Below are 16,143 nucleotides of genomic sequence, written 5' to 3'. Positions count from 1 at the left end.
GACATGCACAGCCAATACCGCCTCGGTGTCGACGCCGGCGGCACCTTCACCGACTTCATCCTGGCCGAGCGCGAAGGCCGCGTTCACCTGTTCAAGGCCCTTTCCACCCCGCAGGACGGCACCCTGGCCATCGCCGACGGCCTGCGCCAGATCAGCCTGGCGCTGGGCCGCCCGGTGGAAGAGGTCGTCGCCAACTGCGACCTCTGCATCAACGGCACCACCGTGGCGCTCAACGCGCTGATCGAGCTGAAGGGCGTGAAGGTCGGCCTGCTGGCCAGCGCCGGCCACGAGGACAGCATCGAGATCCGCCTGGGCCACAAGGAAGAAGGCTACCGCTACGACCCCGACTACCCGCCGGCGCCGCAGCTGGCCCCGCGCTTCCTGCGCCGCCCGGTGCGCGGGCGCATCCTCGCCGATGGCCGCGAGCACACGCCGCTGAACGAGGACGACGTGCGCGAGGCCGCGCGGCTGTTCGCCGAGCAGGGCGTGGAGGCGGTCGCCGTGTCCTTCCTCTGGTCGGTGCGCAACCCGGCCCACGAGCAGCGCGCCGCGGCCATCCTCCGCGAGATGCTGCCGGGGGTGTTCGTCTGCACCGGCACCGAGGTGTTCCCGCAGATCCGCGAATACACCCGCACCTCCACCACCCTGGTCAACGCCTACCTGAGCCCGGTGATGGCGCGCTACGTGGCGAAGATCGACGACTACTTCCGCCAGCTCGGCGCCCAGCGCCCGGTGCGCTACTTCCAGTCCAACGGCGGCCTGGCCACTGGCGAGCACATGCGCGGCCGCGCGGTGAACGCGATCAACTCCGGCCCGGCCTCGGCGCCCCAGGCCGGGCTGTTCGTGGCCCAGCCATTCGGCATCCGCAACGTCATCACCGTGGACATGGGCGGCACTTCCTTCGACATCACCCTGACCCGCGAAGGCAAGACCAACCTCAGCCGCGACGCCGACTTCCTGCGCCAGCGCATCGGCGTGCCGATGATCCAGGTCGAGACCCTCGGCGCCGGCGGCGGCTCCATCGCCCACATCAACCCCTACGGCATGCTCGAGGTGGGCCCGCAGAGCGCCGGCTCCAGCCCCGGCCCGGTGGCCTACGGCCAGGGCGGCGAGCAGCCGACGGTGACCGACGCCAACCTCGCCCTGGGCTACCTCAACCCCGAGGCGCGCCTGGGCGGGCGCATCAGCCTGGACCGCGAGGCGGCGCTGGCGGCCATCCGCGGGAAGATCGCCGAGCCCCTGGGCATGGACTCGGACAAGGCGGCCTGGGGCATCCACGCCATCGTCAACGCCAACATGGTCAACGGCATCCGCCGCGTGTCCATCGAGCGCGGCTACGACCCGCGCGACTTCGCCCTGATCGGCGCCGGCGGCGCGGCGGGCGTGCACATTACCGCGCTGGCCGAGGACATGGGCATCGACACCGTGCTGATCCCCAAGGTCGCCTCCGGCCTGTGCGCGCTCGGGCAGATCCTCTCCGACGTGAAGCACAACTACCTGGCCACCTACCCCATCCTCGCCCGCGAGGACGCCGACCTTGCCGGCCTGGAAGCGGCCTTCGCCGAACTGGAGCAGCAGGGCCGCGCCACCCTGCGCGGCGACGGCTTCCGCGACGAGGACATCGCCGTGGTGCGCAGCCTGGAGATGCGCTACGTCGGGCAGATCCACGAATGCACGGTGGAAATCGGCGACCTGCAGGTCAACGCCGACACCCTGCCGGCCATAGTCGAAGCCTTCCACCGCCGCCACGAGGCGCTCTACACCTACGCCGAGGCGGACAACCCGGTGGAGATCGTCAACCTGGAAAGCCAGGTGATCGGCCGCGTCTCGCGCCCGCCCTTCCCCAGCCTGGCGGCCAGCGACGGCCACGCCCGGCGGGCCCTGGCCGGCAGCCGGCCGATGCTCTTCGGCGAGGACGGCATCCGCACCGACACGCCGGTCTACCAGGGCGCCCTGCTGCTGGCCGGCGACCGCCTGCACGGCCCGGCGGTGATCGAAGAAGCCACCACCAACATCCTCATCCGCCCCGGCTGGGTCGTCGAGCTGCACGAGTCCGGCTGCTACCGCCTGACCCGCCAGCGCTGAGCCGCACGGCCGGGGCCCCGCCCCGGCCGTTGCCCGGGATGCGGCACGGGACCTGCTTGAAAAACGCCCCTGCACGCCAGCCACACAGCGCCCGCCATGACCGCCATCGCCCGCTTCGACACCGCCAGCCAGCCCGAACAGCAGCGCCAGGCCTACTGGAACCAGTGCGTCAGCGGCGCCTATTTCCCGCTGGAACTGGACTACACCGGGCCCCAGCCCCTGTGCGCCAGCCTGGAGCTCTTCGACCTGGGCGAACTGTCGCTCTCCCAGTTGCGCTCCACGCCGCTGTGCTACCGCCGCCAGACGCGCCACCTGAGCGCCTGCGACGAGGCGTCGTTCCTGCTGACGCTGCCGCTGCACAGCTGTTTCGAATTTACCCAGCGCGGCCGCAGCATCCGCTGCGCGCCCGGGTCCTTCGTCCTCGAGCGCAGCGCCGAGCCCTACGAGTTCCACTACGCCCAGGACAACCTGCTGCGCGTGCTCAAGCTGCCCGAAACCACCCTGCGCCGCCACGTGGCCGCACCCGATCGCCTCTGCGCCCTGGCCTTCGACGCCAGCCAGGGCGCCGGCGCCCTTTTCGTCGACTACCTGGAGCTGTGCGTGCGGCGCCTCGGCGAACTGCACCCCGGCGACGAAGCGCACCTTGGCCGCCAGCTCATGGAACTGCTGGGCCTGGCCCTGGAGCGCCAGGCCCCGGGCGAGAGCGGCGAAAGCGCGGTGAGCGCCGCCCACCTGCTGCGCATCGAGCGGCACATCCACCGCCACCTCGGCGACAACGACCTGAGTCCAGCCAACATCGCCGCGGCTTGCGGCATTTCGGTGCGCTACCTGCACCGCCTGTTCCAGGGCAGCGGCCGCAGCGTGCAGGAGTGGATTCGCGCATTGCGTCTGCAGGCCTGCCACGAAGCCCTGAGCAGCGGCCCGCCGAACCTGCCGCTGGGCGAGCTGGCCTACCGCTGGGGCTTCGCCGACCAGGCCCACTTCAGCCGCCTGTTCAAGCAGCGCTTCGGCGTCACCCCCGGCGAGGTCCGGCGCAACCGACCAAAGGCCTGAGCCGAGCATGGACATTCCCGGCGAAAGCGCCGATGATGCCCGCGCCCGCAATGGGCGGGCGTTCATCCCGAGGAGAAGAGCATGGCGAAGAAAGCCAAGCGGCCGAACAAGGCCAAGTCCCTGGTAGCCCAACCGCTGTTCCGCAGCCGCCAGGAAAAACCGCAGAAAGGCAAAGGCAGCTACCGCCGCGAAGCCTCCCACAACTGGGAGGCTTCGTTCTTTCTGGCAGCCTGAAAACCGCACGTCCCTCCGCATCGCCCTGCCCTCGTCCCTCCCCGCCCCCTGCGCTTCCCGGCCAGTTCGATTGAACTTGGCAGCCCGTTCGAGCCTCCATGGAATAGGCACGACACCCGGAGAAGCACGATGAACACCAGGACACTCGCCGCCGGCCTGGTGCTGGCCCTGCTGCCCATGGCCGGCTCGGCCTGGGCCTTCTGTTCCGACCAGCAGGCCCTGGCCAAGGGCCGCCAGGTCGCGGACAAGGTCGCCGCCATCACCAAGCGCGACCCGGAAACCGCCAAGCGCCTCAACGCCCAGCTCGCCGCCATGAAGAAGAGCCGTTCCAGCAAGGAGCGCCCGGACGACTGCGCGGCCTACGACCAGATGCTCAAGGAGCTGGACCAGAGCGCCGCCAAGGCCAAGCCCGCCCCCTGAACCTGCAACAACCTGTCATCGCGGCGCCCGGCCCGGCGGCAGACGCTCCGGCGTCCGCGTGCTAAGGTGGCCGCTGCCTGAAGAACCCGCCGAGGAGCGCAATGCGCACACCCGCTTCACCCTTCCGTCTGTTTCCCCTCTGCCTGACCCTTCTCAGTGCCTGCGTGCTCTCCGCCTGCGCCGACGCGCCGGCGGCGAATTCGCAGCCGTCCACGGCCAGCGTGCTGCTCGACGCCGATGGCCAGCCGCTGCCGTCCATCAGCTTCGAGACCTGGCGCGAGGGCTTCCGCCAGCAGGCCCTGGCCGCCGGCATCAGCGCGCAGACCTTCGACCAGGCCTTCGCCGGCCTGGAGCCCGACCCGGCGGTGGTCACCGCCGACCGCAGCCAGCCGGAGTTCACCCGGCCGGTGTGGGAATACCTGGCCGGCGCCGTGTCGCCGGCGCGCATCCGCAATGGCCAGGGCAAGCTGACGCAGAACGCCGCCGTGCTGCAGCGCATCGACAGCCGCTACGCGGTGGATGCCGAGGCCGTGGTGGCGATCTGGGGCATGGAAAGCAACTTCGGCAACAACATGGGCGAGCGCAACGTGATCCGCTCCCTGGCCACCCTGGCCTACGAAGGGCGCCGCCCGGAGTACGCCCACGGCCAGTTGCTGAGCGCCCTGCGGATCATCCAGCACGGCGACGTGCCGGCCAGCGCCATGGTCGGCTCCTGGGCCGGCGCCATGGGCCAGACGCAGTTCATCCCCACCACCTACGACCAGTACGCGGTGGACTTCGACGGCGACGGCCGCCGCGACATCTGGCGCTCGGCCGACGACGCCCTGGCCTCCACCGCCAACTACCTCCAGGCCTCCGGCTGGAAGCCCGGCCAGAGCTGGGGTTTCGAGGTGCGCCTGGCCCAGGGCTTCGACTACGCCCAGGCCGACATGAGCATCCGCAAGCCGATCGGCGAATGGCTGCGCCTGGGCGTGCAACCGGTGGGCGGGCGCCTGCCGGGCAACCCCCAGGCCACGGCCTCGCTGTTGCTGCCGGCCGGCTACCGCGGCCCGGCGTTCCTGGTGCTGGACAACTTCCGCGCCATCCTCAGGTACAACAACTCCACCGCCTATGCGCTGGCCGTCGGGCTGCTGTCGGACAGCTTCAAGGGCCTGGGCCGCATCGAGGCCGGCTGGCCGGTGGAAGACCGCCCGCTCAGCCGCAGCGAGCGCATCGCCCTGCAGCAGGGCCTGGCCGCCCGCGGCTACCAGCCGGGCAACCCGGACGGCATCATCGGTGCCAACACCCGCACGGCCATCCGCGCCTACCAGCAGAGCCAGGGCCTGCCGGCCGACGGCTACCCCACTCCGGCGCTGCTGGCGCGCCTGCAGCAAGGCGACTGAAAGGTCCAGTGCGGGCCGGCAACGCCGGCCCGCACCGACCGCCTCATTCGTAGAACAGCGTGAACATCGCCGAAGCCCGCACCGCACCGCCGCTGATGCGGTTGGAAGTCTTGTAGTACCTGGCCACCAGCGGGATCGACAGCGGCAGGTTGGAGCCCGAGACGTTCGCCTGGGTCAGGCGGGTGGACAGCGGCAGCACCGTGGAACTGGACGCGTCGCCCTGGAACAGCTGGATGCCGACGCCCGCCGCGTAGTCCGCGCCCTTCGCATTGTCGATGACGTTGGCGACGGTCGCGGCGTTCAGCGGATCGATCCTGTAGCTGACCTTCATGCTGCCGCTGCACAGCAGGCCGATATTGAACGGGGCGGCCTTGCTGTCGTCGGTCATCACCCCGATGCCCGGCGGGAAGTCGGTGACCGTCACCTGGGGCATCCGCACGCGCACGTCGGTGCCCGAGGTGATCTGGCAGGCGGGCGCGCTGACGATGGTCTGCCCCGACAGGGTCAGCTGGGAGACCTCGATGGCGTTGTAGAACACTTGTGACAGGCCACCGATCCGTATCACGCCGGGGCTGACGTCGCCGGTCTTCACCAGATACACGATGAAGTGCGTGAAAGGATCGTAGGTGCCGGCCCGGTAGCTCCAGTTCAGCGCCGAGACTTCCGACCAGGTGCGATTGTCGGTCAGCCCGAGCGGAAACGGATCGGGTACACAGGAAGACTGGCCCACGTTGCACCAGAACACCGCGATGCCGATACCGGGAACGTTCGTGGCATGGACCGCAGGATTGCCGGTGGGCTGGCCGATGTCGCTGCTCAGGCGGCCGCTGATACGCCCCGCCGAACAGCGGTTGAGCATGCCGGTGGCCCCCCATTTCCAACCCGAACGCCAGAGCACCGCGCCTACCGGTTTATCCCGCGGGACCGACAGCGTGGCAGGTAGAGGCCAATCGACTTTGCCGGGGCCAGCATACCCCGAGCCGCCGTTGCTCCAGGAGCAGTCGGCCTGGGCCAGCACCGGCGACAGTAGCGCCAGGCCCGAGGCGATCGACAACCCCAGGGATTTCATGGGCAATGACAAGGATCCGACACGCAAGCATTTCCGTGACACTTCTCGTTCTCCATCCAGTGGCAGACGAACGGTGCCAGGAACCTCCGCACACGACTCCCCCGCTCCGTGGCAATGTGCCCCGGCTCGGCGGCAGGCGCCTGCCGGGTCGGACCATGATCGGGGTGCCGCCGCCCTGGCTCAACGGCCCGTCCGCGCAAATGCAAACGGGTTCCGCCGCCAGGGCTCAGGATGTCGAATGCGTCACTCGTAGATCATGCTGAAGGTCGCAGCAGTGTTGAGGGCGCCGGGCGTGACCCGCGCGCCGGTCTGGTAGTAGCGGGCGAACAGCGAGATACGCTGCGCGCCGCCCTGGGTCCAGCCCTCGAACACCGTCATCCGTAGCGGCAGCACCACGCTCTTGCCGCCAAGCTCGCGGAACAGCTGGATGCCGACGTTGCGCGCCAGGCCGTCGCCCTGCCGGTTGGCCAGGACGTCGGGGAAGTTGCTGGGGTACAGCGGATCGATGCGGTAGCTCAGGCGGATGTCCGGATCGCACTCCATGCGCAGGTCGAACGGCCGCCCCAGCCAGGGGTCGGGCAACACGCCGCCCTCCTGGAAGGCATCCACCGGGACCGTCGGCAGGCGTATGGTCTGGGTGCTGCTGGCGGGGTCGAGCCGGCAGCCCCGGGCGGTCACCTTCAAGCGCCCGTGGATGCTCAGCTCGCCGACGTCCAGGTTGTCGTAGCGCACCGTCGCGGTGCCGAGGAAGTCGTGCACGCCCGAGGCGATCGGCCCGGTCTTGACCAGCAGCACCAGCCAGTTGTTCTCCGGATCGTAGTCCCAGGGCCCGACCTCCCAGTCCAGACTGGTGACCGGCAGCGAGGGCTCGCAGCTGTTGCCCCGGTTGCACCAGTACACGGCGACGCCCACGCCCGGCACGTTGGTGGAATGCACGCCGCCGTTGTACCAGCCCGGCACCTCGAGCAGCGGGCCGATGTGCCCCGCCACCCGCCCGGACACCCTGCCCGAGGCGTTGCAGGCGATGCGCACGCCGGTGGCGTTTTGCCAGGCGCTGGAATACAGCATCCGGCCTGGCGCCAGGTCCTGGGGGAAGTCCAGGTCCGCCGGCAGCTCGACGTTGTAGACGGACTTCCTGTAGCCCTGCTTGAAACTGCATTTCGCCCAGGCCGCCGGTGCGGCGAGGCACAGCAGCAGGCACAGGGCACAACCCAGGGTTCTGTTGAACATGGGAGGCCTCACTCGTAGGTCAGGGTCAGCGTGGCCGAGGTGGTCACCAGCCCCGAGGTGACCTTCGGGGAAATCTGGTAGTACCTGGCCAGCAGCGGGATGCGCACCAGGCCGGCCGCGGTCGAGGGGGTGTGCAGCAGCTTGGTCATGATGGGCAGCGGCTGCGCGTCCTCGCCATCGCCGTGGAACAGCTGGATGCCGACGTTCCTGGCCATGTGCGGCCCCTCGCGGTTGGCCATGACGCCCACCGCCGCGGCCGACAGCGACAGCGGGTCGACCCGGTAGCTGAGGCGGATGCCGGCGTCGCACTGCAGGTTGATGTCGAAGCGCTTCTGCCAGGGCTCCGGCAATACCCCCGGGCCCTGGAAGGCATCCAGGGGCGCGGTGGGCATCTGCACCACCAGGTTGGGCGTGTCCAGCCGACAGGTCGGTGCGCTGGTGGTCAACGAGCCCTGGACGCTGAGCGTACCGATGTCCAGGTCGATGTAGCGTACCGTCGCCGTGCCAGCGAAGCTGTGGAGGCCAGCCTGGAGCGGCCCGGTCTTCACCAGCCGCACCCACCAGTTGTTCCTGGGCGAATAGGTCTCGGCAAACACCCGCCAGTCCAGCTTCTGTACCAGCGACACGCTCTCGTTCGGCACGGGAGGGCTTCCGCACTTGGAGTCGTAGTTGCACCAGAACACCTGGATGCCCACACCCGGAATGTCGGTATCCAGCACCTCGCCATTGCCGAACCCGGGAATGCCCGACAGTGGCGCACCGAAGCCGCCGCCCAGTTGGCCCTGGGCTTGGCCGCTGCTGTCGCAGCGGATGGTCACGCCGGTCGCGCGCCGCCAGCCGCTGTCGAACAGCGCGGTGCCGACCGGCACGTCCCGCGGAACGGCCAGGACGTTATCGATGGGCACGCTGAAGACCGAGGTCATGTAGCCCGGCACGAAGGCGCAGGAAGCCCAGGCCGAGGGCGCGGCGAACAGCAGCAGGCAGAGCGACAGGGTTGTTCTCAGCATGGGGAGTCTCCGTGGACGCCGGGCGCCCACCTGTCAGTTGGCGGATCGGCGGCAGAGCGCCTCGAGGCGGAAGAACGGCTGGCCTTCGGCCTTCGCTTCCGGCAGTTGGTAGGCGGCCGCGCACTGGCGGTCGGGGCTGGTTCCCCAGCGCACCAGCAGTTCGCCCTGCGCCTGTTCGGCGCGCAGGAACACGCGGCTGCCCTGCCCCACCAGGGTCAGGCTGGTACCCTCGGCATCCAGCACCTCGGCGCCCACCGGCAGCTTGCCGCCGTCCTCGTCCCGCAGCGTCAGCAGCAGCGGCTGGCCGTTGCGCGTCGGGTACTTGAGCAGGGCCACCGAGCCGAAGCGCGGGGACACCGTCTGTTCGGTCAGTTGCAGTTCGACGTCCTCGCCCAGGCCCTTGGGGTCCAGCCCCACGCGATTGCGCCGGTAGGGGGTGAGGCCGCTGGTGAAGGCGAAGCCGTTGCCGGCGACCTGCGCGCCGGTGCTGTTGACCAGGCCGGCGCCGCTGGCGCCGCGGGCCTCGACCAGGACCTTGGTCTCGCCCTGGTCGGGGCTGAAGTTGATGCCGCCGGCATGGGCCAGCAGGCTGCCGGACAGGCCCACGCCCAGTTGCCGGTAGCCGTCGCCATCGCTGACGCTGGCCGACAGCGAGGCGGCCGAGGCGCGATACTGGGCGTTGGCGCCGCTGCTGGTGCTGCTGCCGCCGTCGTTGCGGCTGCGCGATGCGTAGACGCCGTAGCTGAAGGCGCTGCGCTCGCCGAGGGAGCCGGACAGGCCGAGCTGGGCATCGCTGGCGCCGTTGTCGGTGCGGCTGTAGGAACTGCTCAGGTAGGGCGAGCTGGGCGCGCGGCCCAGGGGCAGCGACAGGCTGAGCATGTACTGGTTCTGGCTCTGCCCGGACTGCGAGCGGGTGCGGCTGGCCGACAGGTTCAGGCTGCCCCAGCGCCAGCCGTTGCTATAGCCGGCCTGGTAGCTGAGGTCGCTGCCGGCGTCGACGTTCCAGTAGTTCTGCGCCGAGCCGCTGAGGTAGAAGCTGCCCCAGCCGTCCGCCAGGGGCTGGCTGATGTTGGCCTGCAGGCGGTTGCGCTGGCGGAAGCGCCCGGTGCCGCCGGAGCCGTCGCTCAGTTCGGCGAACTCGCCCAGCCCCAGGTAGCCTTCGCTGGAAAAGCGGTAGGCGGCGACCGCAAAGTTGGTGCGCGTCGACTCCACCAGCTTGCTGTAGCTCAGCCGGTAGCTCTCCCCGCTGGCATCGCCGCCCAGGCCGTGGACCGGGTCCAGGCCGGAGGCGCTGGAGCGGGTGACGTCGAAGGCGAAGGCGCCCACCGGCGTACTCAGCGCCACCCCGCCCTGCAGCGCCAGGTAGTTCTGCGCGACTATGCCGCCGGTGTAGCCGGTCCACAGGTTGGACAGGCCGCGCTGGTAGGTGCCCTGGAGGAACTTAGGCGCGTCGTCCAGGCGCTCGTCGCGGTACTCGCCGGCGCTGAGGCTGTAGCGCGACACGCCCGGACGCAGCAGCTGCGCCACGCTGGCGAAGGGCACGGTGAAGCGCCGTTCGCGGCCGTCGGCCTCGGTCACGGTGACCTCAAGGTCGCCGGCATAGCCGGTGCCGTAGAGCTCGTCGATGATGAAGGGGCCGGGCGCCACCGTGGTTTCGTAGAGGATGTTGCCGCCCTGGCGCACCGTGACCTTGGCGTTGGTCTCGGCGGTGCCGCGGATGGCCGGGGCGAAACCACGCTGCGAGTCGGGCAGCATGCGCTCGTCCGAGGCCAGCTGGACGCCGGTGAAGGGCACGCTGTCGAACAGGTCGGCGGGGGTGTAGTACTCGCCCAGGGTCAGCTGCGACTTCAGCGCGGTGATGTCGCGCTGGGCGTAGCTGCTGATGGCGTCGTACTCGGAAACGCCGTCGGAGCGGCTGTAGCTGCCGTTGTGGCGCAGGCGCCAGTCGCCGAGGTTCACCCCGCTGTTGAGCCCGGCGTAGTACTGGCTGGAGCTGCTGCCGCCGACGTCGCTGCGGTAGGCGTTGGCGTTGTAGTCGACGAAGGCCGCGGTGATGCCGCGGTCCCAGTCGCGCGGGTCGACGTGGTCGGCGCGGGTGCGGCGCAGATAGGCCTGGGGAATGCTCAGTTCCAGGCGCATGTCGGCCAGGTCGGGCGCAACCCGGCTGTCCGGGATCAGGCGCTGGAGGTCGATGCACGCCGGGTCGGCGGCCTGCAGCGCCTCGCGGGCCTCGGCCGGCAGGCGGTCGATGGCCAGCCCCAGCAGCGGCAGTTGCTCGCGCGCCCAGCACACGCTGGCGTCCTCGCGCACCTCGACGCGCTGCCGCCCCTGCCAGTTGTCGTTGAGGTACAGGTCCAGCGTGTAGCTGCCGGGCTGCACCGGGCTGCCCTGCTCGAAGCGCGTCAGGTCGACCGTCTGGCCCGGCGCGTTGCGCAGGAAGTCGGTGTCGAAGCGCACCGGCTGGTCGTCCGCCCAGCCGACGAGGCTCGGCAGGCCGGCCAGGGCGGCGGCGAGCGAGCCCAGGGCGACGGTGGTCCCGCGCCGCCCGCTCCAGCGCCGGATGAAGCCTGTGCAGGAGCCCATGCCGGTCACGGCAGCTTGACCTTGTCGTCGGTGGCGACGCCGTAGTCGCTCATCCAGCTGTACTCCAGGGTGCCGCCGGCGGCCTTCAGGGTGGCGGGCAGGGCGAAATCCTCGTGGGAGAACGGCTTGAGCATGCCCGGGCCGAGATCGTGGCCGCGCCCGCCCTGCTTCAGCCCCAAGCTGGCGTAGGACACGTGGTAAGGCGTGGGATTTTCCCCGCGCAGTACGCGCTTGCCCGCCTGCTCCAGCACCTGCCAGCGCACCTTGCGCACCGCCTCCGCGGCGCTGCCGGGCAGCCCCGAGGGGCGGTAGAACAGCTTCAGCCGCGAACGCACGGCGATCTGCATGTAGCTGCGCTCGCTGGCGTCCGGCAGCGGCGGGATCTCCAGGGCGTTGAACCAGAACAGCGACTCGCGGTCGTCCGGCAGCGTCTCGCCGCTGAAGGCCACGCGCACCGACTGGCCCTTGGCGGGGTCGAGGCGGAAGATCGGCGGGGTGATGACGAAGGGCGCGTCGGCATCCTGGGGTTGCGTCTGGATGTCGCCTTCGTCGACCCAGATCTGCATCAGCGCCGGGACCTTGCCGTCGTTGCTCAGGCGGACGGTGATTTCCCGCTCGCCGGCGGGGTAGACCAGGCGGGTGCCCTGGACGGTGACGGCGGCCCAGGCGGAAGTGCTCAGGCACGCGGCAAAGGCGAGCCCTGCCGTCATTGCGACAGCACGAATCAGCATGCTCATGGAAACCTCGGTGGATGCCCCGGGAGTCGCCTCCCGGGGGAAGCGGGACTTACTGGTAGCTCATGGTGTACTGCAGGTTGGTCTTCAGTACGCCAGGGGTGGTGGTGGCACTGCTCGCGGCATACTTGGCGACGAACCCCAGGGAAGCCTTGCCGTCGGCACCGGACTCCACCTGGTAGCCGCCGGAGCTGGAGATGTCGCTCAGGTCGATCTTGGTGGTGCCGTCGGCGCGGAACAGGGCGACTTGCGCATTGGTGCCGCCGTTCGCGGGAGGGATGGTGTTGTTCAGGTTGCCGGTGGCGGGGTCGACGTTGCCGCCGGTGGCGAACACCGCGGCGACCATGGCATTGGCGTCGCAGCCAGTGGTGTTGAGGGTGAAGGTCTGCGAGCCGGCAACCGTCCCGGCGCCCTGCAGGAGGTCGGCGTTCACCGGCTGCAGGGTGACGAGCTGGCTGGCGCTGGAAGGCTCGAGGGTGCAGGTCTTGGCGTTGACCAGGCCCTCGAAGGTCAGGGTACCGTCGGCAGCCGTTGCCGCACCGGACAAGCCGGCCACGGAAAGACACGCCAGGGCGGCGATTAGCTTCTTGCTCATTTGTTCGAACTCCAGGTCGATACGGCGTCAGGCAGCGCTTGGCTGGCACTGACTCGTTGGTTGTCAGGGCGTCTTCAAAGGCCCGGACAAATGGTCGAACAAACTCGGAAATGAATTAAGGTAAGGGAACCCCCAAAAAACGTAGGAAACGCCCTATACGCCCAATCGAACTTTTCCCCTATACAGTCAGGGAAAGGCGCCTTCAGCCCCACTTATTTCCTGGCAATGTGCCACTATTCCCGTAAGCCATATCTGTGACCGGCCGCACAGAGGCCCGGGGCAAGCGCGGTTCGTGGGTATGGCGCGGAGGGGAAAGAGAGGTGTCGCAGGGAGGGGAAAATTCGCAGGATGAACGGCCGGCCCCTTGCGGGCCGGCCGGGGTATCGGGCGCCGGTCAGCCGATCTTGCCGCCGTGGGCCTGCTGGTCGGCGTGGTACGAGGAGCGCACCAGCGGGCCGGAGGCGACGTTCTTGAAGCCCATCTTCGCGCCTTCCTCGGCGAACCAGGCGAAGGTGTCTGGGTGGACGAAGCGCTGCACCGGCAGGTGGTTGCGCGAGGGCTGCAGGTACTGGCCGAGGGTCAGCATGTCGATGTCGTGCTCGCGCATGCGCTGCATGACCTCGATGACCTCGTCGTCGGTCTCGCCCAGGCCGAGCATCAGGCCGGACTTGGTCGGCACGTGGGGCACCAGTTGCTTGAACTTCTGCAGCAGGTCCAGCGACCACTCGAAGTCCGAACCCGGGCGCGAGGACTTGTACAGCCGCGGCACGGTTTCCAGGTTGTGGTTGAACACGTCCGGCGGCTCGGCGGCGGTGATTTCCAGGGCGATGTCCATGCGTCCGCGGTAGTCCGGGACCAGGGTTTCCAGCTGGATGCCGGGGGACAGCTTGCGGATTTCGCGCAGGCAGTCGGCGAAGTGCTGGGCGCCGCCGTCGCGCAGGTCGTCGCGGTCCACCGAGGTGATCACCACGTACTTCAGGCGCAGGTCGGCGATGGCGATGGCCAGGTTGGTCGGCTCGTCCACGTCCAGCGGCTTCGGCCGGCCGTGGCCGACGTCGCAGAACGGGCAGCGGCGGGTACAGATGTCGCCCATGATCATGAAGGTCGCGGTGCCGCCGGAGAAGCACTCGCCCAGGTTCGGGCAGGAGGCCTCTTCGCACACGCTGTGCAGCTTGTGCTTGCGCAGCAGCTGCTTGATGCGGTCCACCTCGGGCGAGACCGGGATGCGCACGCGGATCCAGTCGGGTTTCTTCGGCAGTTCCTCGGTGGGGATGATCTTCACCGGAATGCGCGCCACCTTCTCGGCGCCGCGCAGTTTCACGCCGACTTCCACCTTGCCCGGCTTGCCTTGGCCCGGGGTCTCCACAACAGTGCTCATCTCAGTTCGATCCCGCCCGTTAGGGTCTTCTGTTCAGCGTAGCCAAGACGCTCGGTGAGTTCGCCGCGCAGGCGTTTGCGCACCTCGGCCAGGGTGATGGGGCCGGCCAGCTCGCGCAGCTGGGTCATGGCCATGCCTGCGTAGCCGCAGGGATTGATACGACGGAAAGGCTCCAGGTCCATGTCGACGTTCAGCGCCAGGCCATGGAAGGACCGGCCGTTGCGGATGCGCAGGCCGAGGGAGGCGATCTTCGCGCCGTCCACGTAGACGCCCGGGGCGTCGGGTTTGGACACGGCGCTGACGCCGAAGCCCTCGAGCAGGCCGATCAGGCTCTGTTCGATGCGCGTGACCAGCTCGCGCACGCCCAGGTGCGAGCGGCGCACGTCGAGCAGCAGGTAGGCCACCAGTTGGCCGGGGCCGTGGTAGGTCACCTGGCCGCCGCGGTCCACCTTGACCACCGGGATGTCGCCGGGCATCAGCACGTGTTCGGCCTTGCCGGCCTGGCCCTGGGTGAACACCCGCTCGTGCTCCAGCAGCCAGACTTCGTCGGGCGTGCCCTCGTCGCGCTCGGCGGTGAAGCGCTGCATGGCGTGCCAGGTCGGCTCGTAGGGCAGCACGCCGAGTTCGCGGAAGCCCAGGGAAGAACCGGCCTCGGGCATCACAGCACCATGTGCACGCGGCCGCTGGCGCGCAGGTCGCTGTGGATGTTCTGCAACTGGTCGACGCCGGTGGCGGTGATCAGCACCTGCACCGAGAGGAAGCGCCCGTTGCGGCTGTCGCGGCTCACCAGGGTGGTGACGTCCAGGTCCGGCGCGTGGCGCTGGATGATCTCCACGACCAGGTCGGCGAAGCCGTCGCCGGCGTCACCGATCACCTTGATCGGGTAGCGTTCGCAGGGGAACTCGATCTTGGGCGCGGGAGGAGTGCTGGTATCAGTGGTTTCAGTCATGGCTGTCGCGGGCGGGTAGCCCGCCTCCGCACGAAGCTCCCGGGTCGGGAGGTTCCGGATGGATCGGACCTGACGGCTGCCGACGCCACGGGGGAGGTCGATCAGGCGCAGGCGCGCATTTTACCTGAGTCGAGCGCGCGCATGCGTAGAAATTCCCGGGCTTGTATACAAAAGTACGAGCCCGGGGGACCGTCGGTCAGTTGAACAGGCCGTAGAAGAACAGGCGGATGCTATCCCACAGGCGGCGGAAGATACCACCCTCCTCCACGGCGTTCAGGGCCACCAGGTCGGAGGTGCGCACGACCTTGTCGCCCAGCTTCACTTCCACCTTGCCGATCACCTGGCCCTGCTGGATCGGGGCCATCAGCTGCGGCTGCAGCACCATGTTGGCCTGCAGCTGCTTGAGCTGGCCGCGCGGCACGGTCATGGTCAGGTCTTCGGACAGGCCGGCCTTCACTTCATGCTCGGAGCCCTTCCAGACCAGGGCCTTGGTCAGCTCGGCGCCTTTCTTGTAGAAGGTCTGCGATTCGAAGAAGCGGAAGCCGTAGGTCAGCAGCTTCTGTGTCTCGGCGGCGCGGGCCTGCTCGCTGTTGGTGCCGAACACCACGGCGATCATGCGCTGGCCGTCACGCACGGCGGAGGCCACCAGGCAGTAGCCGGCTTCCTCGGTGTGGCCGGTCTTCAGGCCGTCGACGGTCTTGTCGCGCCACAGCAGCAGGTTGCGGTTGGGCTGCTTGATGTTGTTCCAGAGGAATTCCTTCTGCGCGTAGATGGCGTAGTGGGTCGGCTCGCCGTAGATGATGGCGCGGGCCAGGGTCGCCATGTCGCGGGCCGAGGAGTAGTGCTCCGGGTTCGGCAGGCCGGTGGCGTCCATGAAGTGGGAGTTGGTCATGCCCAGCTTCTGCGCGGTGTTGTTCATCATGTCGGCGAAGGCGTCCTCGCTGCCGGCGATGTGCTCGGCGAGAGCGACGGAGGCGTCGTTGCCCGACTGGATGATGATGCCGTGCAGCAGGTCGCTGACCGACACCTGCGAGCCCAGCTTGATGAACATGCGCGAACCGCCGGTGCGCCAGGCGTGCTCGCTGACGGTCACCATGTCGCTCTCGGCGATGCGCCCGCCCTCGATTTCCTTGGTGGCGATGTAGGCGGTCATCAGCTTGGTCAGGCTGGCCGGGGGCAGGCGCTCGTCGGCGTTGTTCTCCACCAGGACCTGGCCGCTGGCGCCGTCCATCAGCACCCAGGCCTTGGCCGCCAGCTGCGGCGCGGCGGGGACAACGGATTCAGCCGCCCAGCCGGCCACGGGGGCGCTGAGCAACACGAGCATGGACAGGCGTTTGGCGATGGTGATGATATTCATCCGTCTCTCTGGGTTCACTAATGGTCAAACAATCCCTTGGGGGAATTCCCGGGCGGCCTCTGGCGTG

At 69.0% G+C, this 16,143-nt stretch carries 15 protein-coding genes; 5 read left to right on the top strand and 10 right to left on the bottom strand.

Annotated features, from left to right (window positions below; all coding sequences use genetic code 11):
• Positions 1 to 3 precede the first annotated feature (3 nt).
• The 5 genes from IG194_RS18985 (at position 4) to IG194_RS18965 (ending at position 5,174) form a co-directional block, all read left to right on the top strand.
• Positions 4 to 2,085 (top strand): hydantoinase/oxoprolinase family protein, encoded by a 2,082-nt coding sequence (locus IG194_RS18985; RefSeq protein WP_058488465.1) that lies wholly within the window; start codon positions 4 to 6, stop codon positions 2,083 to 2,085.
• Between the two features lie 96 nt (positions 2,086 to 2,181).
• A complete protein-coding gene (locus IG194_RS18980) occupies positions 2,182 to 3,138 on the top strand; it encodes a helix-turn-helix domain-containing protein (RefSeq protein ID WP_058488464.1) in 957 nt (318 codons plus the stop codon).
• A gap of 81 nt (positions 3,139 to 3,219) precedes the next feature.
• The gene (gene arfA / locus IG194_RS18975) at positions 3,220 to 3,372 is read left to right on the top strand and encodes an alternative ribosome rescue factor ArfA (RefSeq protein WP_043313745.1); all 153 of its coding nucleotides are present in this window, start codon (positions 3,220 to 3,222) and stop codon (positions 3,370 to 3,372) included.
• Between the two features lie 129 nt (positions 3,373 to 3,501).
• Complete coding sequence (locus IG194_RS18970; RefSeq protein WP_058488463.1) at positions 3,502 to 3,792, top strand: hypothetical protein; 291 nt, start codon at positions 3,502 to 3,504, stop codon at positions 3,790 to 3,792.
• 77 nt (positions 3,793 to 3,869) lie between these two features.
• Positions 3,870 to 5,174 (top strand): lytic murein transglycosylase, encoded by a 1,305-nt coding sequence (locus IG194_RS18965; RefSeq protein ID WP_371263889.1) that lies wholly within the window; start codon positions 3,870 to 3,872, stop codon positions 5,172 to 5,174.
• A gap of 43 nt (positions 5,175 to 5,217) precedes the next feature.
• On the opposite strand, the gene IG194_RS18960 is transcribed toward IG194_RS18965, so the two are convergent.
• From IG194_RS18960 to IG194_RS18915, 10 genes are all read right to left on the bottom strand, one after another.
• Positions 5,218 to 6,243, bottom strand: coding sequence for a fimbrial protein (locus tag IG194_RS18960; RefSeq protein WP_082656968.1), 1,026 nt, complete (start codon positions 6,241 to 6,243; stop codon positions 5,218 to 5,220).
• Positions 6,244 to 6,486: 243 nt separating this feature from the next.
• Positions 6,487 to 7,473 carry a fimbrial protein gene (locus IG194_RS18955; RefSeq protein ID WP_058488462.1) on the bottom strand — a complete coding sequence of 329 codons (987 nt, stop codon included), beginning with the start codon at positions 7,471 to 7,473 and terminating at the stop codon, positions 6,487 to 6,489.
• An 8-nt stretch (positions 7,474 to 7,481) separates the two neighbouring features.
• On the bottom strand, positions 7,482 to 8,480 hold the full coding sequence (locus IG194_RS18950) for a fimbrial protein (protein WP_058488461.1): 999 nt from the start codon (positions 8,478 to 8,480) through the stop codon (positions 7,482 to 7,484).
• A gap of 33 nt (positions 8,481 to 8,513) precedes the next feature.
• On the bottom strand, positions 8,514 to 11,063 hold the full coding sequence (locus IG194_RS18945; RefSeq protein ID WP_082996280.1) for a fimbria/pilus outer membrane usher protein: 2,550 nt from the start codon (positions 11,061 to 11,063) through the stop codon (positions 8,514 to 8,516).
• 5 nt (positions 11,064 to 11,068) lie between these two features.
• On the bottom strand, positions 11,069 to 11,800 hold the full coding sequence (locus tag IG194_RS18940; protein ID WP_064987593.1) for a molecular chaperone: 732 nt from the start codon (positions 11,798 to 11,800) through the stop codon (positions 11,069 to 11,071).
• Between the two features lie 49 nt (positions 11,801 to 11,849).
• Entirely contained in the window at positions 11,850 to 12,392 is a 543-nt protein-coding gene (locus IG194_RS18935) for a fimbrial protein (protein ID WP_009617304.1), read from the bottom strand.
• A 394-nt stretch (positions 12,393 to 12,786) separates the two neighbouring features.
• The gene (gene lipA / locus IG194_RS18930) at positions 12,787 to 13,770 is read right to left on the bottom strand and encodes a lipoyl synthase (protein ID WP_009617302.1); all 984 of its coding nucleotides are present in this window, start codon (positions 13,768 to 13,770) and stop codon (positions 12,787 to 12,789) included.
• Positions 13,767 to 14,429, bottom strand: coding sequence for a lipoyl(octanoyl) transferase LipB (gene lipB / locus IG194_RS18925; RefSeq protein WP_058488460.1), 663 nt, complete (start codon positions 14,427 to 14,429; stop codon positions 13,767 to 13,769). Before lipB ends, lipA begins: the two co-directional genes overlap by 4 nt.
• On the bottom strand, positions 14,429 to 14,719 hold the full coding sequence (locus tag IG194_RS18920) for a DUF493 domain-containing protein (RefSeq protein ID WP_009617299.1): 291 nt from the start codon (positions 14,717 to 14,719) through the stop codon (positions 14,429 to 14,431). The genes lipB and IG194_RS18920 overlap by 1 nt, the downstream gene beginning before the upstream one ends.
• A gap of 196 nt (positions 14,720 to 14,915) precedes the next feature.
• On the bottom strand, positions 14,916 to 16,076 hold the full coding sequence (locus IG194_RS18915; RefSeq protein ID WP_058488459.1) for a D-alanyl-D-alanine carboxypeptidase family protein: 1,161 nt from the start codon (positions 16,074 to 16,076) through the stop codon (positions 14,916 to 14,918).
• Positions 16,077 to 16,143 lie beyond the last annotated feature (67 nt).

The organism is Pseudomonas sp. ADPe, assembly GCF_014843515.1.
Lineage (GTDB): Bacteria > Pseudomonadota > Gammaproteobacteria > Pseudomonadales > Pseudomonadaceae > Pseudomonas > Pseudomonas citronellolis.
The sequence above is the reverse complement of the archived record's forward strand: the minus strand, read 5'-3'. Positions and strand labels throughout refer to the sequence as shown.